The sequence below is a fragment of the Pseudomonas sp. NPDC089401 genome (assembly GCF_044749485.1).
Taxonomy (GTDB): Bacteria; Pseudomonadota; Gammaproteobacteria; order Pseudomonadales; family Pseudomonadaceae; genus Aquipseudomonas.
The window spans coordinates 137,951-160,497 of record NZ_JBIVIA010000002.1; the positions used below are offsets into that span (position 1 = coordinate 137,951).

Consider the following 22,547-nt stretch of genomic DNA (forward strand, 5'->3'; position numbering starts at 1 on the left):
GCGATGGTGGATTCACCGCCCTCTTCGCGGGTGAACCCGCTCCCACAGAGACCTCATTCCCAACTCAGCACCGTGTGCCATCCGGGGCCTTAGACGTTCTGCCGCTCACCCTTCGGATCGAAGAACACCGAAGACACGATTTCCGCCTCGATCACGCTGCCATCGGCCTGCGGCGAGTACACCCGCTCGCCCATGCGCTTGAGGCCGCCCTTGACCACGCCCATGGCGAACGAATAGCCCAGGGAGTTGGAGGCGTAGCTGGAGGTGACGTGGCCGACCATGTCCATCGGGATCGGCTGCTTCGGATCGAACACCAGCTGGGCGCCTTCGGGCAGCCATTTGGTCGGGTCGATCGGCTTCAGGCCCACCAGCTGCTTGCGGTTCTCGCGCACGCAGTCCTCGCGGTTCATGCCACGCAGGCCGATCCACGAGAACGGCTTGTTGCGGCCCACGCACCAGCTCATGTTGAGGTCGTCCGGGTTCATCGAGCCATCGGTGTCCTGGCCAACGATGATGAAGCCCTTCTCGGCGCGCAGCACGTGCATGGTCTCGGTGCCGTACGGGGTCAGGTTGTACTTCTTGCCCGCCTCGATGATCTGTTCCAGCACGCCCATGGCGTAGTTGGCCTGCACGTTGACTTCGTACGACAGCTCGCCGGTGAACGAGATGCGGAACACGCGGGCCGGCACGCCGCCGACGTTGCCTTCCTTCCAGGTCATGAACGGGAAGGCTTCCTTGTCCATGTCGATGTCGGTCAGCTCGCTGAGCAGCTTGCGGCTGTTCGGCCCGGACAGGGTCATGGTCGCCCAGTGGTCGGTGACCGAGGTGAAGTACACCTTCAGTTCCGGCCATTCGGTCTGGTGGTACAGCTCCATCCACTGCAGCACGCGGGCCGCGCCGCCGGTGGTGGTGGTCATGATGAAGTGGTTGTCGCCGACACAGGCGGTGACGCCGTCGTCGAAGACCATGCCGTCTTCCTTGCACATCAGGCCGTAGCGGGCCTTGCCCACGTCGAGCTTGGTCCAGGCGTTGGTGTAGATGCGGTTGAGGAATTCACGCGCGTCCGGGCCCTGGATGTCGATCTTGCCCAGGGTCGAGGCGTCCAGCAGGCCCACGCTGTCGCGCACGGCCTTGCACTCGCGGGCCACGGCGGCATGGATGTCTTCACCGGCTTTGGGGAAGTACCACGGGCGCTTCCACTGGCCGACGTCCTCGAACTCGGCGCCGTTCTTCACGTGCCAGGCATGCAGGGCGGTGAAGCGCACGGGCTCGAACAGGTGACCACAGTGGCGACCGGCTACCGCGCCGAAGGTCACCGGCGTGTAGTTCGGGCGGAACATGGTGGTGCCCATTTCCGGGATGGTGATGCCGATCGAACGGGCGGCGATGGCCAGGCCGTTGATGTTGCCCAGTTTGCCCTGGTCGGTACCGAAGCCCAGCGCGGTGTAGCGTTTCACGTGCTCGACCGACTCGAAGCCTTCGCGGGTGGCCAGTTCGATACCGGCGGCGGTCACGTCATTCTGTTGGTCGACGAACTGCTTGGGCCCTTTGGTGCCTTTATCGTGCGGCACCTGGAACAGTGCCACGGTGGCCTCTTCCTTGCGTGCAACGGTTTTCGGCAAGGTGCCAACGGTAGCCTTGAAGCCTGCTTCGGTAGCTGCGCGCACGCCGCCTTCGAAGCCATCGGCAATCACGTCGCCCAGGGCGTAAACGCCGTTGATACCACCCACGCACTCGCGTTTCTGCGGCGCATCGCCCGGCACGAAGCCGAGGATGTCGTCACGCCATACCGGGCGACCGCCCAGGTGCGAAGCCAGGTGGACGATCGGGCTGTAGCCGCCGGACGTTGCGATCAGGTCGCACTCGAGGGTTTCGCCCGGGCTGGTGACTTTGTGCGCCTGCACGTCGATGGCTGCCACGCGGGCGCCGGTCACGTGCTTGCTGCCTTTGGCCTCGACCACGGCGCTGGAGGTGAGGATGCGGATGCCTTTGGCACGCGCTTCTTCAACCAACGAACCCCGTGGGTTGTGGCGGGCATCGGCGATGGCGACCACTTGCAGGCCAGCGTCGTGCCAGTCCAGCGCGGCGCGGTAGGCGTGGTCGTTGTTGGTCGACAGCACCAGCTTGCGGCCCGGGGCCACGCCGTAGCGGCGCACGTAGGTGGAAACAGCACCGGCCAGCATGTTGCCCGGCACGTCGTTGTTGCCGTACACCAGCGGACGCTCGTGGGCGCCGGGCGCCAGTACCACACGCTTGGCGCGCACGCGGTGCACGCGGTGGCGGACCTGGCCGATCGGCGCGCGGTCGCCGAGGTGGTCGGTGAGGCGCTCGTGGATGGTCAGGAAGTTGTGGTCGTGGTAGCCGTTGACCGTGGCGCGTGGCAGCAGGGTCACTTCCGGCAGGCTTTCCAGCTCCTTGACCACGGCGTTGACCCAATCGGCGGCAGGCTTGCCGTCGAGGGTTTCGCGGGAGTCGAGCAGGCTGCCGCCGAACTCTTCCTGCTCGTCGGCCAGGATCACCCGGGCACCGCTGCGCGCGGCGGCCAGGGCGGCGGCCAGGCCAGCCGGGCCGGCACCGACGATCAGCACGTCGCAGTGCTGGTTCATGTAGTCGTAGCTGTCCGGGTCGTTCTGCAGCGGCGCGCGGCCCAGGCCTGCGGCCTTGCGGATGTACTTCTCGTAGGTCATCCAGAACGATTTCGGGTACATGAAGGTTTTGTAGTAGAAGCCCGGCGGCATCATGCTGCCGCCAACCTTGCCGAGGATGCCCATGACGTCGTTGTTGACGTTCGGCCAGCCGTTGGTGCTGGTGGCGACCAGGCCTGCGTACAGCGCCTGCTGGGTGGCACGCACGTTGGGGATCTGGGTGGCTTCGCTGGAGCCGATCTGCAGGATGGCGTTCGGCTCTTCGGTGCCGGCGGCGATGATGCCGCGCGGACGCGAGTACTTGAAGCTGCGGCCGACGATGTCGACGCCGTTGGCCAGCAACGCGGCGGCCAGGCTGTCACCGGCATAGCCCTGGTAGGTCTTGCCGTTGAAGCTGAAGTTCAGGACCTTGCTGCGGTCGATGCGGCCGCCGCTGGCGAGGCGATAGGTCTGGCTCATACTTTTTCCCCTTGGCCTTTGACGGTCGACGGTGCGCTGCTCTGCTTGCCGGCTTCGGTCACTTGCGGCTTCTCGCCAATCTTGTAGGTTTCCAGAATTTCGTAGGTCACGGTGTTGCGGGTGACGTTGAAGTACTGACGGCAGCCGGCGACGTGGTCCCACAGTTCGTGGTGAATACCGCGTGGGTTGTCACGGTAGAACATGTAGGTGCCCCACTCTTCGTCGGAGCAGGCGGCAGGGTCCAGCGGGCGGGCGATGTGCGCCTGGCCAGAGGCGTGGAACTCTTCTTCGGAGCGCAGCTCGCCGCAATGGGGACAGAAAATATGCAACATGACGGTGGCTCCGGTTAGTGGGCGACGGCGGCGGCGCCGTGTTCGTCGATCAGTGCGCCGTTGTAGAAACGGTCCATGGAGAACGGCGCGGCCAGTGGGTGCATTTCGCCCTTGGCCAGGCTCGCGGCGAAGACGTTGCCCGAACCTGGAGTGGCCTTGAAGCCGCCGGTGCCCCAACCGCAGTTGAAGAACATGTTCTTGACCGGGGTCTTGGTGATGATCGGGCACGCGTCCGGCGAGGTGTCGACGATGCCGCCCCACTGGCGGTTCATGCGCACGCGCGAGAGGTTGGGGAACATCTCGACGATGGCCTGCAGGGTGTGCTCGATCACCGGGTACGAACCGCGCTGGCCGTAGCCGACCCAGCCGTCGATGCCGGCGCCGATCACCAGGTCGCCCTTGTCGGACTGGCTGATATAGCCGTGCACGGCGTTGGACATGATCACGCTGTCGATGATCGGCTTGATCGGCTCGGAGACCAGCGCCTGCAGCGGGTGCGATTCCAGCGGCAGGCGGAAGCCGGCGAGCTTGGCCATGTGCCCGGAGTTACCGGCGGTGACCACGCCGACGCGCTTGGCGCCGATGAAGCCTTTGTTGGTTTCCACGCCGATGACCGCACCGTTTTCCTTGCGGAATCCGATCACTTCGGTCTGCTGGATCAGGTCCACGCCCAGGGCGTCGGCGGCACGGGCGAAGCCCCAGGCCACGGCGTCGTGGCGGGCTACGCCGCCACGGCGTTGTACGGTAGCGCCGAGGATCGGGTAGCGGGTGTTCTTCGAGCAGTCCAGGTACGGGATTTCCGCCGCGACCTGGGCGGTGTTGAGCAGCTCGCCATCGACGCCGTTGAGGCGGTTGGCGCTGACGCGGCGCTCGGAGTCACGCATGTCCTGCAGGGTGTGGCAAAGGTTGTAGACGCCGCGCTGGGAGAACATCACGTTGTAGTTGAGGTCCTGGGACAGGCCCTCCCACAGCTTCATGGCATGTTCGTACAGGTGCGCCGACTCGTCCCACAGGTAGTTGGAACGCACGATGGTGGTGTTACGGGCGGTGTTGCCGCCGCCCAGGTAACCCTTCTCGATCACCGCGACGTTGGTGATGCCGTGTTCTTTGGCCAGGTAGTAGGCCGTGGCCAGGCCATGGCCGCCACCGCCGACGATGACCACGTCGTAGACCTTTTTAGGGGTCGGCGTGCGCCACATGCGCTGCCAGTTCTCGTGGTGGCTGAGGGAGTGCTTGAAAAGGCCGAAGCCCGAGTAGCGTTGCATGGTCGTTTACTCCACTCAGCGGTAAACAGGGAAATCAGCGCACAGGGCGGCGACGTTCTTCGCCACATCGGCTTCGACATCGGCGTCACCGAGGTTGTCGAGGATGTCGCAGATCCAGCCGGCCAGGGCTACACATTGCGCGACCTTGAAGCCGCGGGTGGTGACGGCCGGGGTGCCGATGCGCAGGCCCGAAGTGACGAACGGCGACTGCGGGTCGTTCGGCACGGCGTTCTTGTTGACGGTGATGTGCGCGCGGCCCAGGGCGGCGTCGGCGTCCTTGCCGGTCAGGCCCTGGCGGATCAGGCTGACCAGGAACAGGTGGTTGTCGGTGCCGCCGGAGACCACGTCGTAACCGCGATCGACGAACACCTGGGCCATGGCCTGGGCGTTTTCGATGACTTGTTTCTGGTAGGCCTTGAAGCCTGGCTCCAGTGCTTCCTTGAAGCACACGGCCTTGGCCGCGATCACGTGCATCAGCGGACCGCCCTGGGCACCCGGGAACACCGCGGCGTTGAGCTTCTTCTCGATCTCTTCGTTGGACTTGGCCAGGATCAGGCCGCCACGTGGACCGCGCAGGGTCTTGTGGGTGGTGGTGGTGACCACGTCGGCGAACGGGATCGGGTTCGGGTACAGGCCAGCGGCAACCAGGCCGGCGACGTGGGCCATGTCGACGAACAGCAGCGCACCGACCTTGTCGGCGATGGCGCGGAAGCGTGGGAAATCGAGGGTCTTGGAGTAGGCCGAGAAGCCGGCGACGATCATCTTCGGCTTGTGCTCGACGGCCAGGCGCTCGACTTCGTCGTAGTCGATCAGGCCGGTGTCGGTGTTGATGCCATATTGAACGGCGTTGTACAGCTTGCCCGAGGACGACACCTTGGCGCCGTGGGTCAGGTGGCCGCCGTGGGCCAGGCTCATGCCGAGGATGGTATCGCCGGCCTGCAGCAGGGCCAGGTAGACCGCGCCGTTGGCCGAAGAGCCGGAGTGCGGCTGGACGTTGGCGTAGTCGGCGCCGAACAGCTGCTTGGCGCGCTCGATGGCCAGGGCTTCGACCTTGTCGACGTGCTCGCAGCCACCGTAGTAGCGCTTGCCCGGGTAGCCTTCGGCGTACTTGTTGGTCAGGCCGCTGCCTTGGGCCTGCATGACGCGCTTGGAGGTGTAGTTCTCCGAGGCGATCAGCTCGATGTGGTCTTCCTGGCGCTGTTCTTCGGCATTCATCGCCGCCAGCAGTGCATCGTCGTAACCCTGGATCTGGTCTTGCTTGCTGAACATCGTGTCTCTCCCGGCAGCGATCGTTTTTTGTCGTGGGGCACCGTGGCCCTTTGTGGCGATGTTATGACTGGCCGGGGCGGGTCAGATGCCTGCGCACGCCTTGCAATGGCGCGTTTACGACATTCGTTGCCGTGTCGTGCCTGTGCCGGCCCTTTCGCGGGTAAACCCGCTCCCACAGGGATTCCACAGTCTTCAAGGCCTGCGCAGTACCTGTGGGAGCGGGTTTACCCGCGAAAGGGCCGGCACAGGCAAAACCAGGTCGCGCTCGGGTTGTATAGGCAACCGCCGAATCGATGGTTTAGAGTGCTGTTCTGCGTCGTTCACAGGACAGAGCCATGACAGACAAGAGCCAACAATTCGCCAGCGACAACTATTCCGGCATCTGCCCCGAAGCCTGGGCCGCGATGGAGAAGGCCAACCATGGCCACGACCGCGCCTACGGCGACGACCAATGGACCGAGCGTGCGTCGGAATATTTCCGCAAGCTGTTCGAAACCGACTGCGAAGTGTTCTTCGCCTTCAACGGCACTGCCGCCAACTCCCTGGCCCTGGCCTCGCTGTGCCAGAGCTACCACAGCGTGATCTGCTCCGAGACCGCCCACGTCGAGACCGACGAATGCGGCGCGCCGGAGTTCTTCTCCAACGGTTCCAAGCTGCTCACCGCGCCCAGCGTCAACGGCAAGCTCACGCCAGAATCGATCCGCGAAGTGGCACTCAAGCGCCAGGACATCCATTACCCCAAGCCACGGGTGGTCACCCTCACCCAGGCCACCGAGGTCGGCACCGTCTATCGCCCCGACGAGCTCAAGGCGATCAGTGCCACCTGCAAGGAACTGGGCCTGAACCTGCACATGGACGGCGCACGCTTCACCAATGCCTGCGCATTTCTCGGTTGCAGCCCGGCCGAACTGACCTGGAAGGCCGGCGTCGATGTGCTGTGCTTCGGCGGCACCAAGAACGGCATGGCGGTGGGCGAGGCGATCCTGTTCTTCAATCGCCAGCTGGCCGAGGACTTCGATTACCGCTGCAAGCAGGCCGGGCAACTGGCGTCGAAGATGCGCTTCCTGTCGGCGCCGTGGGTCGGGCTGCTGGAGGATGGCGCGTGGCTGCGCCATGGCAACCACGCCAACCATTGCGCGCAGTTGCTGGCGTCGTTGGTGAGTGATCTGCCGGGGGTGCAACTGATGTTCCCGGTGGAGGCCAATGGCGTGTTCCTGCAGATGCCGGAACACGCCATTGAAGCCCTGCGCGGGAAGGGGTGGCGGTTCTATACCTTCATTGGCAGCGGCGGGGCGCGGTTCATGTGCTCGTGGGATACGGAGGAAGAGCGGGTGCGTGAGCTGGCGGCGGATATTCGCAGCATCATCGCCGCCTGACAGGACGCATTCGCGGGTAAACCCGCTCCCACAGGTACGGCGCCTTCCCTTAGGTGGACGCCCCTCCTGTGGGAGCGGGTTTACCGGCGAAGAAGCCAACACCGATCTACAGCTTGAAGCCACCCATCTGCCGCGCCAGGTCATCGGCCAACCCGCGCAACGCCTGACACTCCTCACGACACCCTCGCACCTCGGCCGCCGTCTCCCGCGCCAGGTCGGAAATCCCCTGCACCGTCCGGTTGATCTCCTCGGTCACCGCCGACTGCTCCTCGGTCGCCGTGGCCACCTGCTGGTTCATGTCGCTGATGTGCTCGACCTGATCGGTGATCGCCCCCAGCGAAGCCCCCGTGCGCTGGCTCGACTCCACGCCGCTGCCAGTCGCCTGCTGCCCCGCCTGCATCGAGCTCACCGCCGAACCTGCGCCATGCTTGAGGCGCTGGATCATTTGCTGCACCTCATCGGTGGACAACTGCGTGCGCCGTGCCAGGGTCCGCACTTCATCGGCCACCACGGCAAACCCGCGGCCCATCTCCCCTGCCCTGGCCGCTTCGATGGCGGCGTTCAGCGCCAGCAGGTTGGTCTGTTCGGAAATACTGCGGATCACCGCGAGCACCTCATCGATCGAGGCGACTTCATCGGCCAACTGGCTGACCGCATCGGCCGCTTTGCCGATATCGCCCGACATACCCTCGATACCGCGGATCGAGCGCTGCACCACCTCGCGCGCCTGCAACGCTTCATCCCGAGCCGACTCCGAAGCCTGGGCCGCAGCCCCGGCATTGCGGGCGATATCCTGTACGGTCAGGCCCATCTCGTGCACGGCGGTGGCGACCATCTCGGTCATTTCCTGTTGCCGGCCGGAACGCACGGCGGTGTTGTCGACGACCTGGGTCACCTGCTCGACGGCCCGGTGCAGGCGTTCGGTGGTCCGCAGCACTTGACCGATCAAGGCACGCTGGCTGTCGAGGAAGCGGTTGAAACCACGGGCCAGGTCGCCCAGCTCGTCCTGGCGCCCATCGTCCAGGCGCTGGCTGAGGTCGCCGGCGCCGCTGCCGATCTGCACCAGCGCGGCCGTGACGCGGCGGATCGGCCGCACCAGGCCACGGGCCAGCAGGACCACCAACAGCAGCGAGAGCAGCGCCACGGCGCCACCGATCAGGCTGGTGAGCCACACGGCCTGGCGCATCTGCGCGTAGATTTCCGCCTCGGGCACCTCGGCCACCAGGGTCCAGTTCAGGTCACGCAGGGGCAACCCCAGCGCCAGGTAGTCTGCGCCATCGCGTCTGAACCGGCCGCTGTGCAACTGCTCGCCCTGGGTCATCACCGCCTTGGCCGCGTCGCTGCCGATCTGCTCGGCAAGCTGGCGCTTGCCGCTGAAGGCGTTGTCCGGGTGCACCTGAATCAGGCCGTCATTGCGCACCAGGAACACCTTGCCGTGCTCGCCGAAACTGAAGTCGTGGATCAGTTGCGACAGCTCGGCCATGCGCAGGCCCATGCCAGCCACACCCACCAGCTTGCCGGCTTTTTCCACGCGGTAGTCGATGAACAGCGCCAGCTCGCCGGTGGCACCGTCGATGTCGATATTGATCAGGCGCTCGGCGCCGCTGTCGGTGTAGCCGTAGAACCACTGGTCCTTGGGGTTGCTGCGGCTGAGGGTACGGTCCAGACCGTTCTCGTTGTAGTAGTGGCCGGTTTCGGTGGCGACGAACAGTGTGGTGAAGGCGCGATTGCGCTGCTTGGCGGCCTGCAGGTAGTCGAGAAATTGCGGGGCCTGGGCGGGGTCTTCGCCTGCGGCGAGCCAGTCGCGCAGCAGGGTGTTGCCGGCGATGTCCGCTGCGGCCGTCAGGGGCTGGCCAAGCATGCGCTCGATGTCGTTGCGGATGGCCTCGATGCTGGCCGGCAAGGCTGTGTCGACCAGGTAACGCTCGGTCAGGCGGTTGAGCGCCACCGCGAAAATGACCACCACCACCAGGATGCTCGCCAGCAGGGCGGCGCCCATGCTCGCAATCAATTGCCACTGGATGCTGTTACGCCAGATACGCATGCCCCTTGCTCCCCGCACATTATTGTTTTGCGAGAAGTGTATACACTTGCGTATTCAGTTTATCCAGTGATCTGGAGCAAGCAACCGACCGTTGTGGGAGCGGGTTCACCCGCGATTGCGGTCGTGGATGCACTGACGCATTCGCGGGTAAACCCGCTCCCACAGGCGGCTGGTGCAGCCCTTACTGTTCGGCGATGGTGCGAACGATGGCATCCACCGTGGCGTCGATCTGCGCCTGGGTACGCTCGAGGGTCTGCTGGTGTTCCTTCTGCAGTTCGACCTGCCTGGAACACAGGTTCAACGCAGCCAGCACCAGCAACTTGTCGCCAATCAGCGTCGGGTACTGACGCTTGGTTTCGTTCAGCGCGGTGTTGAGCATCCGCACTGCCTGGGCCAGGGTTTCCTCCTGGCCCTCGGGCGCCTTGATCGAATAGTCGATGCCGAGGATCGACACGACATTGATCGGCTGCGCTTGCAGTCTCATGCGCCGACGGCGCCTGCGTTGGCGCGGTCAACCAAGGCCTGCAGGCGTGCGGCGGTGCTGCCGTTCTTCTCTTCCTGCTCCATCAGCGACAGCTGCAGGGTCTCGTTTTCTTCCTTGGCCTGGGCCAGTTCCTGGCCGAGGGTGGTGTTCTGCTCGGTGAGTTGAGCGTTTTTCTGCATCAGGTCGCTGACCAGTTGCTCGATTTGATTCAGGGAGGCTTCCAGCATGGGGTCTATCTCGGGTTGTTGCAAAGGGCGCACACGATAAAGAAAAGTGTGAGCCCCCGCCATTAAATATCGGATTCACAAGGTTTCTAACCCGCAGATTGACAGGGTAACCATGCCCTTGTTCCGGCCTGGATCAACCGCCGGTCAGGTAAATAGATAGCTGGCTCACATTTTTCACCGATTGCGCTCAAGACTGATGCGCCACGACCGATACCCAGGCAAGTCATATTTCGTCGCACGGATCGCCTCCTCTTCCCCTGCCTGGACTTTTCTCCCCATGTCTCTACGCAACATGAACACCGCCCCGCGCGCGTTGCTCGGGTTCGCCCTGATCGGCGTGATCATGCTCGGCCTCGGTATCTTCTCGCTCATGCAGATGGGCAATATCCGACAGGCCGGCGTGCAGATCGAAACCAACAGCGTGCCCGCCATCAAGACCCTCGACGAGCTGACCGCGCTCAACCTGCGCATGCGCACCCTGTCGTACCGCCTGCTGCTCAACCGCGAACCGCAGACCCTGCGCGAAACCCTGACCCTGCTCGACCAACGCAACGCCCAGATCGACCGCGCGCACCAGGCCTATCTGCCGATGATCAATGCCGCCGATGAGCGCGCCGCATTCGATCAGTACACCCAGTTGCTCAACCAGTACCGCCAGCTGGAATCGCGCATGCGCAGCCTGAGCCAGGACGGCCGCGTGGACGACTTGCGCGACCTGTTGAACAACGACCTGCTGAGCAACTCCGACCAGATCAACAAGGTCATGGACTCCCTGGTACAGATCAACACCGACCAGACCCGTGAAACCAACGCAACCGCCGCCAGCCAATATGCCGCGGCGTTCGCCCTGGTGATCAGCCTGCTGGTCGCCGCCGCTGTGCTGACCTTCGTCTGCGCCTTCCTGCTGACCCGCAGCATCGTCAAGCCGATCGAAGAAGCGCTGCAAGCCGCCGAGCAGATCGCCGATGGCGACCTGACCCACACCATCCGTGCCGAGGGCACCGACGAAGCCGCACGCCTGCTGCGCGCCATGGCTCGCATGCAGGACAAGCTGCGCGACACCCTGCAACTGATCGCAGGCTCCGCCACCCAGCTGGCCTCGGCCGCCGAAGAGCTGAACTGCGTCACCGACGAAAGCGCCCGCGGCCTGCAGCAGCAGAACAACGAGATCGAGCAGGCCGCCACCGCGGTCACCGAAATGACCAGCGCCGTGGAAGAAGTGGCGCGCAATGCGGTCAGCACCTCGGAAGCCTCCAGCGAAGCCAGCCGCTCGGCCGGCGATGGCCGCGACCTGGTCATGGAAACCGTCGGCGCCATCGAGCGCATGAGCGGCGACGTGCAGGCCACCGCCAAGCTGATCACCCACCTGGCCGAGCAGTCGCGCGACATCGGCAAGGTGCTCGATGTGATCCGCGGCCTGGCCGACCAGACCAACCTGCTGGCCTTGAACGCGGCCATCGAAGCGGCCCGTGCCGGCGAAGCCGGCCGGGGCTTTGCCGTGGTGGCCGATGAGGTGCGGGCGCTGGCCCACCGCACCCAGCAGTCGACCAGCGAGATCGAGCGCATGATCGGCAGCATCCAGGGCGGCACCGAAGAAGCGGTGGACTCGATGCGCACCAGCACCGAACGCGCCGAATCGACGCTGAACATCGCCAAGGGTGCCGGCATGGCGCTGGATACCATCGCTGGCGCCGTGGCGCAGATCAACGAGCGCAACCTGGTGATCGCCAGTGCGGCGGAAGAACAGGCCCAGGTGGCGCGCGAGGTAGACCGCAACCTGGTCAACATCAACGACCTGTCGGTGCAGAGCGCCACCGGGGCGCATCAGACCAGCGCGGCGAGTGCCGAGCTGTCGCGCCTGGCTGTGGACCTGAACGGGTTGGTGGCACGCTTCCGTACCTGACTTCAGAAAGCCGGGGCCGCTTTGCGGCCCTTTCGCGACACAAGGCCGCTCCTACAGGAGATACGTGTTCCCTTGTAGGAGCGGCCTTGTGTCGCGAAAGGGCTGCAAAGCAGCCCCCAACAATTTCGGATCAATAATCGATCCGCACATCCCCTTTCGGCACACTGCAGCACGACAGGATGTAGCCCTCGGCTTCGTCCTCCTCGGTGATCCCGCCGTTGTGCTCCATCTCCACCTCGCCGCCCAGCTTGAGCACCTTGCAGGTCCCGCAGATGCCCATGCCGCAGGCCTTGGGGATCATCAGCCCGACCTTCGCCGCCGCCGCATGCACGGTCTCGCCCGGGGCGACGCGGATGCTCTTCTCGCTGCCGATGAACTCCACCAGGTTGAGGTCCGAGGCATCCACCTCCGGCGCATCGGCCGCCTGCTCGGCGTGCTCGACGGCATCGGCCTTGGCCTCCGGCGGGGTCGCGCCAAACGACTCCTCGTGGTAGTTCTTCATGTCGAAGCCGACCGCCTCGAGCATGCGCTTCACCGCGGTCATGTACGGCGTCGGGCCGCAGCAGAACACCACCCGCTCCATGTAGTCCGGCGCGATCAGCTCCATCAGGCGCTGGTTCAGGTAACCCCGGTAGCCCGCCCAGGGCTCACCCAGCCCGTGCTTCTCGCAGATGATGTGCAGGCTGAAGTTGGGGATGCGCGAGGCCATCTGTTCCAGCTCGCGGTGGTAGATGATGTCCTTCGGCGAACGGGCGCTGTGGACGAAGACCATGTCGACGTTGGCGTTGGTGTCGTAGAACCAGCGCGCCATCGACATCACCGGGGTGATGCCGACGCCGCCGGAGAGGTACAGCACCTTGCCCGCCGGGAAGTCGATGGCGTTGAACAGCCCCACCGGGCCGTGCACCGGCAGCTCGGCGCCTTCGTGCATGGTGTCGTGGAGGAAGTTGGACACCAGCCCGCCCGGCACGCGCTTGACCGTGATCGAGAAGCTGTAGGGCACCGACGGCGAACTGGAGATGGTGTACGAACGCATCACCGGCTTGCCTTCGATCTCCAGTTCCAGGGTGACGAACTGCCCGGGCTTGAAGAAGAACATGATCGGCGCGTCGGCCATGAAGCAGAAGGTGCGCACGTCCCAGGTCTCCTGGATGACCTTGACGCAGCGCACGATGTGGCGGCCGTTGGCCCAGGTCTGAGTGCTGACCGGATTGAGGAAGGTATCGGACATGTTCATCTCCAGCGGCCGACAATTGGCCTTTTTATGGCTGGGATAATGCGCAAGCTTGCGACGGCGTACATTCCTGCCAGCGACATCCGCATGCTTAACGCGACCAGCCCCGCACTACAAGGGCTGGCGCGTCGTAATTCAAATCGGCCATGTCGCCCATGGATACGGTTCATGGCGTCTTCGGACGCACACTCCACGGCAAAAGAACCTGCCATTTTCTTGAAGGCAGCTCAGCGGCACCACAACAACGATTAGCCACCTTTTGCCGGCCGCGCACGGCCCCGAGGAATACACGATGGACGTCACCGCAACCCTGAGCCTGGGCGATCCACTGGAACCTGCACGCAAGGCCACCGCCGAGATGCTGCAGACCCGCGAGCGCACCTACTCGCTGCCCCAGCCGTTCTACACCGACGAGCGTCTGTTCCAGATCGACATGCAGGAGATCTTCCACAAGGAGTGGCTGATCGCCGGCATGACCTGCGAGATCCCGGCCAAGGGCAACTACATCACCCTGCAGATCGGCAAGAACCCGATCCTGGTGGTGCGCGGTGCCGAGGGCAAGGTGCACGCCTTCCACAACGTCTGCCGCCACCGCGGCTCGCGGCTGTGCGTCAGCGACAAGGGCAAGGTGGCCAAGCTGGTCTGCCACTACCACCAGTGGACCTACGAACTGGACGGCCGCCTGCTGTTCGCCGGCACCGAAATGGGCGCCGACTTCGACATGAAGGAATACGGCCTCAAGCCTGTGAACGTGAAGGTCGCCGGCGGCTACATCTTCATCAACCTGTCGGAAAACCCGCCCGCCATCGACGAGTTCCTGGCCACCCTGGACCACTACATGGAACCGTACGACATGGAGAACACCAAGGTGGCGGTGCAGACCACCTTGATGGAAAAGGCCAACTGGAAGCTGGTGCTGGAAAACAACCGCGAGTGCTACCACTGCTCCGGTTCGCACCCGGAACTGCTGCAGACCTTGCTGGAATGGGACGACACCAACGACCCGCGCGCCAGCCAGGAATTCAAGGACCACGTGGCCGCCTCCGCCGCCGCCTGGGAAGCCGAGAAGATCCCGTACCTGCACAAGAGCCACGGCCTGCGTAACCGCATCGTGCGCATGCCGCTGCTCAAGGGCACCGTGTCGATGACCATGGACGGCAAGCAGGCCTGCCAGAAGCTGATGGGCCGCATCAAGAACCCGGACCTGGGCTCGATGCGCATCCTGCACCTGCCGCACTCGTGGAACCACTGCATGGGCGACCACATCATCGTCTTCACCGTGTGGCCGATCAGCGCCCAGGAGACCATGGTCACCACCAAGTGGCTGGTGCACAAGGATGCCGTCGAAGGCGTGGACTACGACCCGGAGCGCATGCGCAAGGTGTGGGACGCCACCAACGACCAGGACCGCCGCCTGGCTGAAGAGAACCAGCGCGGGATCAACTCCACCGCCTACCAGCCAGGGCCCTACTCGAAGACCTACGAGTTCGGCGTGGTGAATTTCATCGACTGGTACAGCCAGCGCGTGCTGGAGAACCTGGGGGCCGAGCCGGCGCCATACCTGAAGGAAGTGAAAGCGCAGTAACTCCACTGCGGCATGTAAAACGCCACGGCCGGGTCACCGGCCGTGGCGTTTTACATGGCGATCCAGAGCTTTGTCACACCTTATCCACAGCTTTTCCGGCAACCTCCCCTGGCGGCGCCGCAACGGCGCAGGCGAAATCCGCTTGCTGGCACTGATCATTATTTGATCATAAACCTGCAAGCCAATGCTGACGTGGCCTACAGCGCTTATCGAACATCTTGTCCACAGAAGCGCCAACAGATTTTGTGAGCAGATGCCTTCTCTTTGAAAACACCTTGTGGATAAACACTTCAACTACCCGAAAACATTAGGTCTGCACGAATTTTGACGATTTTGATCATTAATTGATCAATAGGCCGCAGACCACTTGGTTCGCGGGCTTCGGCAGTTGCCAAACAGATTATCCACAGACCCGCCAACAGCGATTGTGGGAAACCTGTCCTCTACCGCTCATGGACACACAGCCGGGCGCTCTGCCGCAGCTGATCATTTTTTGAACATATCCATGCAGACACCGTCAGCCCTGGCTCACAGCGAAGCGCAAACACTTTATCCACACAGTGACGAACAGATTCCGTGGGCAATTTGCGACGTACCTGACATTTTTGCCAGTTTCGCCCGGTTGGCATCTGTGTTTCAGTAATCGCCACTACTTTGGCATTACTCCAGGGGTGACTTATGCACAGCCGCCTGACGGGCACTGTGAAGTGGTTCGACAAGGGCAAAGGGGTGGGGATGATCAGCGCTGAGGGGCAGGCTTCGGAGTACCTGGTGTTGCGCCGTGCGGTCAGGGGGGCGGGATTGTCGGCAGGGGAGCGGGTTTCGTTTCAACCGGTGAGCGAAGGGCTGGCGAATTGGGCGTTCGATGTGGTCCGCCAGTAGCAGCGAGCGTTGCTCGCTCCTACTGGCGGACCATTGCCTAGCGCAGCACGCCCTCCTCCACCAGCAACTTGAGAATGGCCTCGGCGCCTTCCTGTGGCGAAACATCCTTGAGCACCTTGCCGCCACCGCCACTGGCCTTGGCCGTCGCTGCCTTCATCCGGTCCGCACCGCTCTTGGCCTTGATCACCTTGAGCCGCTTGGGCCGTGGCCGCGCCGGCTGCAGCTCGGCATCGGCCAGCAGTTCATCCTCGACGATCGCCACGTTGCGCGCCGCCAGCACACCGCGGCGCGCCGGCCCGAAGGCACTCTGGCGCGGCTTGGGCGCGGCGTTATCCACAGTCGCCAGCAACGGCAGGCGCACCTTCAACCGGCGCCGCTGGCCACGCGGCAAGGCCTGCAGCAACTGCGCCGTACCGTTCTCGATCGATTCCACTTCGGCCAGGCCGACGATCAGCGGCCAGCCCAGCTTCTCGGCCAGCAGGAACGGCAGCATGCCCGAACCTTCACCGGTCTCGGCCTGGCTGCCGGTCAGCACCAGCTGGGCCCCGGCATCGCGCAGGTAATCACCCAGCACACCGAGCACATCGGCCCCGGCCGGCTGTTCCAGCACATCCAAGTGCTCCAGGCCCATGCCCAGGTAGGCGCGCAGCGCTTCTTCACGCGGGTCGCCGGCATGCACCACCTGCAAGTCATCCCCAGCCAGCTGCAAGCCCAGCTCCACCGCACGTGCATCCTGCTCGGCGCGGCGCGCGCGGCCGGAGCTGGGGTGGGCACCGATGGAAACCAGGCTGATCACTTTCGTACTCATGCTCGTGCCCTTATGCCGCGTCGCGCTGGCCGCCGCTGCGGAAGTTGTCCACAGCCTCGATCAGTGCCTGGAGAATCGCCGAACTGTCGCCAATCACCGACAGGTCGGCCCGTTTGATCATGTCGCAGCCTGGGTCCATGTTGATCGCCACCACCTTGTCGCAGGCACCGATGCCCTGCAGGTGCTGGATCGCGCCGGAGATCCCCACCGCCACGTAGACCCGTGCGGTGACCCAGGTGCCCGTGGCGCCGACCTGGCGGTTGCGCGGCATGAACCCGTCGTCCACCGCCACCCGCGAGGCGCCTTCGGTGGCGCCGAGGGCTGCGGTGGCCTTGTGATACAAGTCCCAGTCCTTGACGCCATTGCCCCCGGAGACGATGAACTCGGCTTCGGCCATGGCAATCGTTGCCGGGTCGACGGCCACCGAGCCGAGGTCTTCGATGCGCGACAGGCTGCGCGCCACGCTTGTGGACAACTCCACCGGCAGCGCTTCATGACGGGTTTCGCTGACCGGCTCGGCGCATTCCGCCGCGCCCAGGATCAGGCGTGGCACGGCACGTTGCAGGTCCTGCTGGCCGGCACCGGCGCGGCCGATGCACTGGCCGTCCTTGACCTGCCAGACCCGCGTCGCCGGGCGTTCGCCCAGGGCCGCGCCGAGGCGGCGGCCCAGTTCGCCGCCACCGCTGCGGCTGTCGGGCAGCAGCCAGTGGCGCGGGGCGAACTGGTTATCCACAGCGCGCAGGCCCTGGACCAGTTGCTCCGGTGCATAACCTTGGTAGGCCTCACCCTCGATGACCAGCAGGCGGTCGACCCCGGCTGTGGAAAAGTGGCTTTCCTTGTGCTCGCCGAACACCACCGCCAGTACTGCGCCGTCGCTGCCGGCCAGCCCGTGGGCCAGGCCGAGCAGGTCGCGGTCGTGGCTGCTCAGGCGGCCGCCGACCATGTCCGGCACCACGGCGATGTAGAACGCCGGCGCCGGTACCTGGTGCAGCGGCAGCTGCACTTCGGCCGCCGCCGTGCGCCGGCCGCCGACACCGGTGCCTTGCTGGGCGCCGCTGCGGTCGATGCGCTTGAGGCCCGCCGGGCCGATGAAGCCTGCGGCCAGTGCATGGGGGTTCTTGCGGATCAGGCCGTTGGGCCCCATCCAGCGGGTCTGTTGCGTCTGCATCGCCGCGTGCAGCGGGTGCAGACGGTTACGGGCGATCCACTCGGCGCGTGGATCGCGGCGGATGACGTCGCTCATCAGTGCACCTCCGCAGGTTCACGTTTTGCCGTTGGCGACTTTGCGGCCGACGGGGTTTGCTCTTCGATAAGCACATCGGCCACCAGCTCGGCGAGGTCCTTGATCTGTGGGCGCGGTTCGACCACGCCTTCGAGCATCGCGGTGCACTGCGGGCAACCCACGGCCACCAGCTCGGCCTCGGTCTCGCGGATGTCGTCCATGCGCATGTCCGGGATCCGCTGCTTGCCGGGGATGTCGGTGATCGGCGCGCCGCCGCCACCGCCGCAGCAGCGGGAGCGGAAGCCCGAGCGCTGCATCTCGCGCACTTCGATGCCCAACGCCTTGAGCACGGCGCGCGGGGCTTCGTACTCGCCGTTGTAGCGGCCCAGGTAGCAAGGGTCGTGGTAGGTGACGCTGCCGCCCTTGTGCTGGCCGAGGTTGAGTTTGTTCGCCGCGATCAGCTCGGCGATGTAGGTGCTGTGGTGCTGCACTTGATAGTCGCCGCCGAGCGCACCGTACTCGTTCTTCAGCACATGGAAGCTGTGCGGGTCACAGGTGACGATGCGCTGGAAGCGGTACTTGGCCAGGGTCTGGATATTGCGCCTGGCCAGTTGCTGGAAGGTCGCCTCGTCGCCCAGCCGGCGCGCCACGTCGCCGCTGTCGCGCTCTTCCAGGCCGAGCACGGCGAAGTCCACGCCGGAGGCCTTGAGCACCTTGACGAACGAACGCAGGGTGCGCTGGTTGCGCATGTCGAAGGCGCCGTCACCGACCCAGAACAGCACGTCGGTGGCCTTCACCTCCGAGAGCAGTTGCAGGTTGAGGTCGGCCGCCCAGTTCATCCGCCCGCCCGGGGCGAAGCCGCCCGGGTTGTCGGTGGCGATCAGGTTGTCCAGCACCTCGGCGCCCTTGTTTGGGGTCGCGCCCTTTTCCAGGGTGAGGTGGCGGCGCATGTCGACGATGGCATCGACGTGCTCGATCATCATCGGGCATTCCTCGACGCAGGCGCGGCAGGTGGTGCACGACCACAGCGTCTCGGCGTCGACCAGGCCGTTGACGATCGGCTGGTGCGGGCTGCCGCCATGCTCGCCGATCGGCTTGCCGGGGTACGGGCTGCCGGCGAACTGCGCGTCGGTGCCGCCGGCCAGGCCGATGACCATGTCCTGGATCAGCTTTTTCGGGTTCAGCGGCTGGCCGGCGGCGTATGCCGGGCACATGGCTTCGCACTTGCCGCACTGCACGCAGGCGTCGAAGCCGAGCAGCTGGTTCCAGGTGAAATCGACCGGTTTCTCCACCCCCAGTGGCGCATTGCGGTCTTCCAGGTCCAGCGGCTTGAGGCCGGTGGAGCGCCCGCCACCGAAGCGTTCGGCGCGGCGGTGCCAGGCCAGGTGCAGGGCACCGGCGAAGGCGTGTTTCATCGGGCCGCCCCAGGTCATGCCGAAGAACAGCTCCGACACGCCCCACAGCACGCCCAGGCCGAGAATGCCGACCATCACCCAGCCGCCGGTGTTGGCGGGGAGGATGCCGGCGACCGGCAAGGTGGCGATGAAGAAGCTCGCGGCGAACACCAGCAGGCTCTTCGGCAGCCGCATCCACGGGCCCTTGGACAGGCGCGAAGGCGGGTTGAGGCGGCGTTTGAAGACGAAGATGGCGCCGCTGAACATGATCAGCGTGGCGACCAGCAGCGCATAGCCGAGGATCTTGCTCTGCAGGCCGAAGCCATGCACCAGGATCGCCAGGGCGGCCGACAGCACGAAGCCGCCGGCGGTGGCCACGTGGGTCTTGGACATGTACTTGTCGCGCTCGACCACGTGGTGCAGGTCCACCAGGTAGCGCCGCGGCATGGCCAGCAGGCCGCCGATCAGGTCGACCTTGCTGGGCCGGCCACGCCGCCACATGCGCACCCGGCGCAGGGCGCCGAGCACCGCCAGGCCAAGGGCAGCGAACAGCAGGATGGGTAGAAGGGTGTTCAACATGGGAGGCTCCCACAACAGCTGGATTCTTGCGTCACTGTGATGATGGGATTGGCCCCCTGTGGGAGCGGGTTTACCCGCGAATGCGTCCGATCAGGCAACGGCGTTGTCAGTACTGACGCATTCGCGGGTGAACCCGCTCCCACAGGGACCGCGCCCGGTGGCGACGATGGGTATCGATCAGAAGTCCTTGCACAGGCGCAGGGCGTCGTAGATCGCCGCATGCACATTGCGCTGGGCCACGCAGTCGCCGATGCGGTACAGCAGGTAGCCTTCGCCCGGCTGGCTGAGGATCGGCTGTGGCTTGATGGCGAACAGCGCCTCCACGTCGATCTGGCCCTTGTTGCGCGAACCGTCCTTGAGCGCGTAGTACAACTGCTCGTCAGGGCGCACGCCGTTCTCCACCACCACCTGGTCGACCACGCGTTCTTCCTTGGCGCCGGTGTATTCGTTCTCCAGCACCGCCACCAGCTTGTCGCCTTCGCGGTAGACCTTTTCCAGCATCATGTCGCCGGTCATGATCACTTCTTTCGGGTACATGCTGCGGTAGTAGGTCGGGAAGGTGGTGCCGCCCATGGCCACGCCCGGTTTGATGTCGTCGGTGACGATCTCTACCTGGCTGCCCTTGTCGGCGATGAAGTCGGCCACCGACATGCCGGTGAATTCGCAGATGGTGTCGTACACCAGCACGTTCTTGCCCGGCGCGACCTTGCCGTCGAGCACGTCCCAGCTGCTCACCACCAGCCCTTCGGCGGCGCCCCAGTGCTCGTTCTGCTCGAGGAACGAATGGCCGCCGACGGCCAGCACGATGATGTCCGGGCGCAGGTCCTGGATGGTCGCGACATCCGCGGCGGTGCCCAGGCGCAGGTCGATCTTCAGGCGGGCGAACTCCAGCTGGTACCAGCGGGTGATGCCGGCGATCTGGTCGCGCTGCGGGGCCTTGGCGGCGATGGTGATCTGCCCGCCGATCTGTTCCTTCTTCTCGAACACGGTGACGTCGTGGCCACGTTCGGCAGCCACGCGGGCCGCTTCCATGCCCGCCGGGCCTGCGCCAACGATCACCACCTTGCGCTTGGCGCCGGTGGTCTTCTCGATGATGTGCGGCACGCCCATGTATTCACGGGAAGTTGCGGCGTTCTGGATGCACAGCACATCCAGGCCCTGGTACTGGCGGTCGATGCAGTAGTTGGCACCGACGCACTGCTTGATCTGGTCGATCTGGCCCATTTTGATCTTGGCGATCAGGTGCGGGTCGGCGATGTGCGCGCGGGTCATGCCGACCATGTCGACGTAGCCGCCTTCCAGAATGCGCGTGGCCTGGTTCGGGTCCTTGATGTTCTGCGCGTGCAGCACCGGGACCTTGACCACTTCCTTGATGCCGGCCGCCAGGTGCAGGAACGGCTCCGGCGGGTAGCTCATGTTGGGGATGACGTTGGCCAGGGTGTTGTGGGTGTCGCAGCCCGAGCCGACCACGCCGACGAAGTCGATCATGCCGGTGGCGTCGTAGTAGGCGGCGATCTGCTTCATGTCCTCGTGGCTGAGGCCATCGGGGTGGAACTCGTCACCGCAGATGCGCATGCCCACGCAGAAGTCGTCGCCGACTTCGGCGCGCACGGCCTTGAGCACTTCCAGGCCGAACTTCATGCGGCCTTCGAAGGTGCCGCCCCATTCGTCGGTGCGCTTGTTGACCCGCGGGCTCCAGAACTGGTCGATCATGTGCTGGTGCACCGCCGACAGCTCGACGCCGTCCAGGCCGCCTTCCTTGGCCCGGCGCGCGGCCTGGGCGTAGTTGCCGATCACCCGCCAGATCTCTTCCACCTCGATGGTCTTGCAGGTGGCGCGGTGCACCGGTTCACGGATGCCCGACGGCGACATCAGGGTCGGCCAGTTGAAGCCGTCCCAACGCGAGCGACGGCCCATGTGGGTAATCTGGATCATGATCTTGGCGCCATGCTTGTGCATGGCGTCGGCGAGGTTCTGGAAGTGCGGAATGATGCGGTCGGTCGACAGGTTGACCGACGACCACCACTCCTGCGGGCTGTCGATGGCGACCACCGACGAACCGCCGCAGATCGCCAGGCCGATGCCGCCCTTGGCCTTCTCTTCGTAGTACTTCACATAGCGGTCGGTGGTCATCCCGCCGTCGGTGGCATACACCTCGGCGTGCGCGGTGCTGAGCACACGGTTGCGGATGGTCAGTTTGCCGATCTGGATCGGCTGGAACATTGCTTCGAAGGCCATGACGCTATCTCCGGCTTACAACGGCTTTGTAACGAACAGGCCATCTTCGTGGCCTTCTTCCGACCCGCCGTAGACCTGTTCGGCCACCGTGCGGATCTTGCTGCCGCGGGCAGCGAGAATCTGGTCCATGGCACCGGCGAACCAGCCGGTGAACATGTAGTCGACCTTGCGCCCGACCTTGCCGTAGACGTAGACGAACGCCGAGTGCTCGAGCTTGACGCTGCAGGTGCCCTTGTCCAGGTCGATGTCCTGGATCTTGAACAGGCCCCAGCCACGCTGGCTCAGGCGCTTCATGTAGTGCTCGAACACCGCCACGCCTTCCAGGCCATGGCACTCGGCCTCTTTTTCACACCAGTGCCAGGCGGACTTGTAACCGGCCTTGTAGAGGATCTCGGCGTAGGCGTCGGCGCCCAGCACTTCCTCGATACCCATGTGGTTGTTGACGAAGAAATGCCGCGGCACGTACAGCATCGGCAGGGCATCGCTGGTCCAGACACCGGTCTCGCTGTCGACTTCGATTGGCAATTGCGGGGCGATCTTGGCCATGGAAACTCAACTCCATACAATTTTTATGTGGGTGCCCCGGCGTTGCTGGCAGGGG

Annotated in this window: 17 protein-coding genes and 2 pseudogenes; 5 read left to right on the forward strand and 14 right to left on the reverse strand. The window is 64.8% G+C overall.

Annotated features, from left to right (window positions below; all coding sequences use genetic code 11):
- Positions 1-89 precede the first annotated feature (89 nt).
- Genes ACIP21_RS04765 through ACIP21_RS04780 form a run of 4 tightly spaced genes read right to left on the reverse strand, consistent with a single transcriptional unit; the run spans position 90 to position 5,970 of the window.
- Complete coding sequence (locus ACIP21_RS04765; RefSeq protein ID WP_400684577.1) at positions 90-3,104, reverse strand: sarcosine oxidase subunit alpha; 3,015 nt, start codon at positions 3,102-3,104, stop codon at positions 90-92.
- A complete protein-coding gene (locus ACIP21_RS04770) occupies positions 3,101-3,436 on the reverse strand; it encodes a sarcosine oxidase subunit delta (protein WP_400684579.1) in 336 nt (111 codons plus the stop codon). Before ACIP21_RS04770 ends, ACIP21_RS04765 begins: the two co-directional genes overlap by 4 nt.
- A 14-nt stretch (positions 3,437-3,450) precedes the next feature.
- On the reverse strand, positions 3,451-4,701 hold the full coding sequence (locus ACIP21_RS04775) for a sarcosine oxidase subunit beta family protein (RefSeq protein ID WP_003255680.1): 1,251 nt from the start codon (positions 4,699-4,701) through the stop codon (positions 3,451-3,453).
- Positions 4,702-4,716: 15 nt separating this feature from the next.
- On the reverse strand, positions 4,717-5,970 hold the full coding sequence (locus ACIP21_RS04780) for a serine hydroxymethyltransferase (protein ID WP_400684582.1): 1,254 nt from the start codon (positions 5,968-5,970) through the stop codon (positions 4,717-4,719).
- 335 nt (positions 5,971-6,305) lie between these two features.
- Between ACIP21_RS04780 and ACIP21_RS04785 the strand changes: the two genes are divergently transcribed.
- A complete protein-coding gene (locus ACIP21_RS04785) occupies positions 6,306-7,346 on the forward strand; it encodes a low specificity L-threonine aldolase (RefSeq protein WP_400684585.1) in 1,041 nt (346 codons plus the stop codon).
- 106 nt (positions 7,347-7,452) lie between these two features.
- Here the strand turns inward: ACIP21_RS04785 and ACIP21_RS04790 are convergent, their stop codons facing one another.
- The 4 genes and pseudogenes from ACIP21_RS04790 to ACIP21_RS04805 form a co-directional block, all read right to left on the reverse strand.
- Entirely contained in the window at positions 7,453-8,190 is a 738-nt protein-coding gene (locus ACIP21_RS04790; RefSeq protein ID WP_400685853.1) for a methyl-accepting chemotaxis protein, read from the reverse strand.
- A 126-nt stretch (positions 8,191-8,316) separates the two neighbouring features.
- A pseudogene (locus tag ACIP21_RS04795) lies at positions 8,317-9,390 on the reverse strand (cache domain-containing protein); the annotation flags it as partial.
- 181 nt (positions 9,391-9,571) lie between these two features.
- The gene (locus ACIP21_RS04800) at positions 9,572-9,874 is read right to left on the reverse strand and encodes a cell division protein ZapA (RefSeq protein ID WP_400684587.1); all 303 of its coding nucleotides are present in this window, start codon (positions 9,872-9,874) and stop codon (positions 9,572-9,574) included.
- Positions 9,871-10,101, reverse strand: a complete 231-nt coding sequence (locus ACIP21_RS04805; RefSeq protein WP_400684590.1) for a hypothetical protein — start codon at positions 10,099-10,101, stop codon at positions 9,871-9,873. Before ACIP21_RS04805 ends, ACIP21_RS04800 begins: the two co-directional genes overlap by 4 nt.
- Before the next feature lie 292 nt (positions 10,102-10,393).
- On the opposite strand from ACIP21_RS04805, the pseudogene ACIP21_RS04810 reads away from it, so the two are divergent.
- Both ACIP21_RS04810 and ACIP21_RS04815 read left to right on the forward strand, forming a co-directional pair.
- Positions 10,394-11,149: pseudogene (locus tag ACIP21_RS04810) on the forward strand (MCP four helix bundle domain-containing protein); the annotation flags it as partial.
- Positions 11,141-12,004, forward strand: coding sequence for a methyl-accepting chemotaxis protein (locus ACIP21_RS04815; RefSeq protein WP_400685856.1), 864 nt, complete (start codon positions 11,141-11,143; stop codon positions 12,002-12,004). The pseudogene ACIP21_RS04810 and the gene ACIP21_RS04815, both read left to right, overlap by 9 nt.
- 130 nt (positions 12,005-12,134) lie before the next feature.
- On the opposite strand, the gene gbcB is transcribed toward ACIP21_RS04815, so the two are convergent.
- A complete protein-coding gene (gbcB, locus tag ACIP21_RS04820) occupies positions 12,135-13,235 on the reverse strand; it encodes a glycine-betaine demethylase subunit GbcB (protein WP_400684593.1) in 1,101 nt (366 codons plus the stop codon).
- A gap of 295 nt (positions 13,236-13,530) precedes the next feature.
- On the opposite strand from gbcB, the gene gbcA reads away from it, so the two are divergent.
- Together gbcA and ACIP21_RS04830 are read left to right on the forward strand one after the other, a co-directional pair.
- Positions 13,531-14,823, forward strand: coding sequence for a glycine-betaine demethylase subunit GbcA (gene gbcA, locus ACIP21_RS04825; protein WP_400684596.1), 1,293 nt, complete (start codon positions 13,531-13,533; stop codon positions 14,821-14,823).
- A 678-nt stretch (positions 14,824-15,501) separates the two neighbouring features.
- On the forward strand, positions 15,502-15,705 hold the full coding sequence (locus ACIP21_RS04830) for a cold-shock protein (RefSeq protein WP_400684598.1): 204 nt from the start codon (positions 15,502-15,504) through the stop codon (positions 15,703-15,705).
- Between the two features lie 37 nt (positions 15,706-15,742).
- Here ACIP21_RS04830 and ACIP21_RS04835 read toward each other — a convergent pair whose 3' ends face one another.
- The 5 genes from ACIP21_RS04835 to ACIP21_RS04855 form a co-directional block, all read right to left on the reverse strand.
- The gene (locus ACIP21_RS04835) at positions 15,743-16,513 is read right to left on the reverse strand and encodes an electron transfer flavoprotein subunit beta (RefSeq protein ID WP_400684600.1); all 771 of its coding nucleotides are present in this window, start codon (positions 16,511-16,513) and stop codon (positions 15,743-15,745) included.
- 10 nt (positions 16,514-16,523) lie between these two features.
- The gene (locus ACIP21_RS04840; RefSeq protein WP_400684602.1) at positions 16,524-17,756 is read right to left on the reverse strand and encodes an electron transfer flavoprotein subunit alpha/FixB family protein; all 1,233 of its coding nucleotides are present in this window, start codon (positions 17,754-17,756) and stop codon (positions 16,524-16,526) included.
- Positions 17,756-19,708 (reverse strand): dimethylglycine demethylation protein DgcB, encoded by a 1,953-nt coding sequence (gene dgcB / locus ACIP21_RS04845; RefSeq protein ID WP_400684605.1) that lies wholly within the window; start codon positions 19,706-19,708, stop codon positions 17,756-17,758. The genes ACIP21_RS04840 and dgcB overlap by 1 nt, the downstream gene beginning before the upstream one ends.
- A gap of 177 nt (positions 19,709-19,885) precedes the next feature.
- The gene (gene dgcA, locus ACIP21_RS04850) at positions 19,886-21,946 is read right to left on the reverse strand and encodes a dimethylglycine demethylation protein DgcA (protein ID WP_400684608.1); all 2,061 of its coding nucleotides are present in this window, start codon (positions 21,944-21,946) and stop codon (positions 19,886-19,888) included.
- 15 nt (positions 21,947-21,961) lie between these two features.
- Positions 21,962-22,492 (reverse strand): DUF5943 domain-containing protein, encoded by a 531-nt coding sequence (locus tag ACIP21_RS04855; RefSeq protein WP_400684611.1) that lies wholly within the window; start codon positions 22,490-22,492, stop codon positions 21,962-21,964.
- Positions 22,493-22,547 lie beyond the last annotated feature (55 nt).

Excerpts from the sequence above, each read along its gene's own strand:
- ACIP21_RS04765 (WP_400684577.1), bottom strand. The coding sequence starts at position 3,104 with ATGAGCCAGACCTATCGCCTCGCCAGCGGCGGCCGCATCGACCGCAGC.
- ACIP21_RS04770 (WP_400684579.1), bottom strand. The coding sequence starts at position 3,436 with ATGTTGCATATTTTCTGTCCCCATTGCGGCGAGCTGCGCTCCGAAGAA.
- ACIP21_RS04775 (WP_003255680.1), bottom strand. The coding sequence starts at position 4,701 with ATGCAACGCTACTCGGGCTTCGGCCTTTTCAAGCACTCCCTCAGCCAC.
- ACIP21_RS04780 (WP_400684582.1), bottom strand. The coding sequence starts at position 5,970 with ATGTTCAGCAAGCAAGACCAGATCCAGGGTTACGACGATGCACTGCTG.
- ACIP21_RS04785 (WP_400684585.1), top strand. The coding sequence starts at position 6,306 with ATGACAGACAAGAGCCAACAATTCGCCAGCGACAACTATTCCGGCATC.
- ACIP21_RS04790 (WP_400685853.1), bottom strand. The coding sequence starts at position 8,190 with ATGACCGAGATGGTCGCCACCGCCGTGCACGAGATGGGCCTGACCGTA.
- ACIP21_RS04800 (WP_400684587.1), bottom strand. The coding sequence starts at position 9,874 with ATGAGACTGCAAGCGCAGCCGATCAATGTCGTGTCGATCCTCGGCATC.
- ACIP21_RS04805 (WP_400684590.1), bottom strand. The coding sequence starts at position 10,101 with ATGCTGGAAGCCTCCCTGAATCAAATCGAGCAACTGGTCAGCGACCTG.
- ACIP21_RS04815 (WP_400685856.1), top strand. The coding sequence starts at position 11,141 with ATGCAGGACAAGCTGCGCGACACCCTGCAACTGATCGCAGGCTCCGCC.
- gbcB (WP_400684593.1), bottom strand. The coding sequence starts at position 13,235 with ATGTCCGATACCTTCCTCAATCCGGTCAGCACTCAGACCTGGGCCAAC.
- gbcA (WP_400684596.1), top strand. The coding sequence starts at position 13,531 with ATGGACGTCACCGCAACCCTGAGCCTGGGCGATCCACTGGAACCTGCA.
- ACIP21_RS04830 (WP_400684598.1), top strand. The coding sequence starts at position 15,502 with ATGCACAGCCGCCTGACGGGCACTGTGAAGTGGTTCGACAAGGGCAAA.
- ACIP21_RS04835 (WP_400684600.1), bottom strand. The coding sequence starts at position 16,513 with ATGAGTACGAAAGTGATCAGCCTGGTTTCCATCGGTGCCCACCCCAGC.
- ACIP21_RS04840 (WP_400684602.1), bottom strand. The coding sequence starts at position 17,756 with ATGAGCGACGTCATCCGCCGCGATCCACGCGCCGAGTGGATCGCCCGT.
- dgcB (WP_400684605.1), bottom strand. The coding sequence starts at position 19,708 with ATGTTGAACACCCTTCTACCCATCCTGCTGTTCGCTGCCCTTGGCCTG.
- dgcA (WP_400684608.1), bottom strand. The coding sequence starts at position 21,946 with ATGGCCTTCGAAGCAATGTTCCAGCCGATCCAGATCGGCAAACTGACC.
- ACIP21_RS04855 (WP_400684611.1), bottom strand. The coding sequence starts at position 22,492 with ATGGCCAAGATCGCCCCGCAATTGCCAATCGAAGTCGACAGCGAGACC.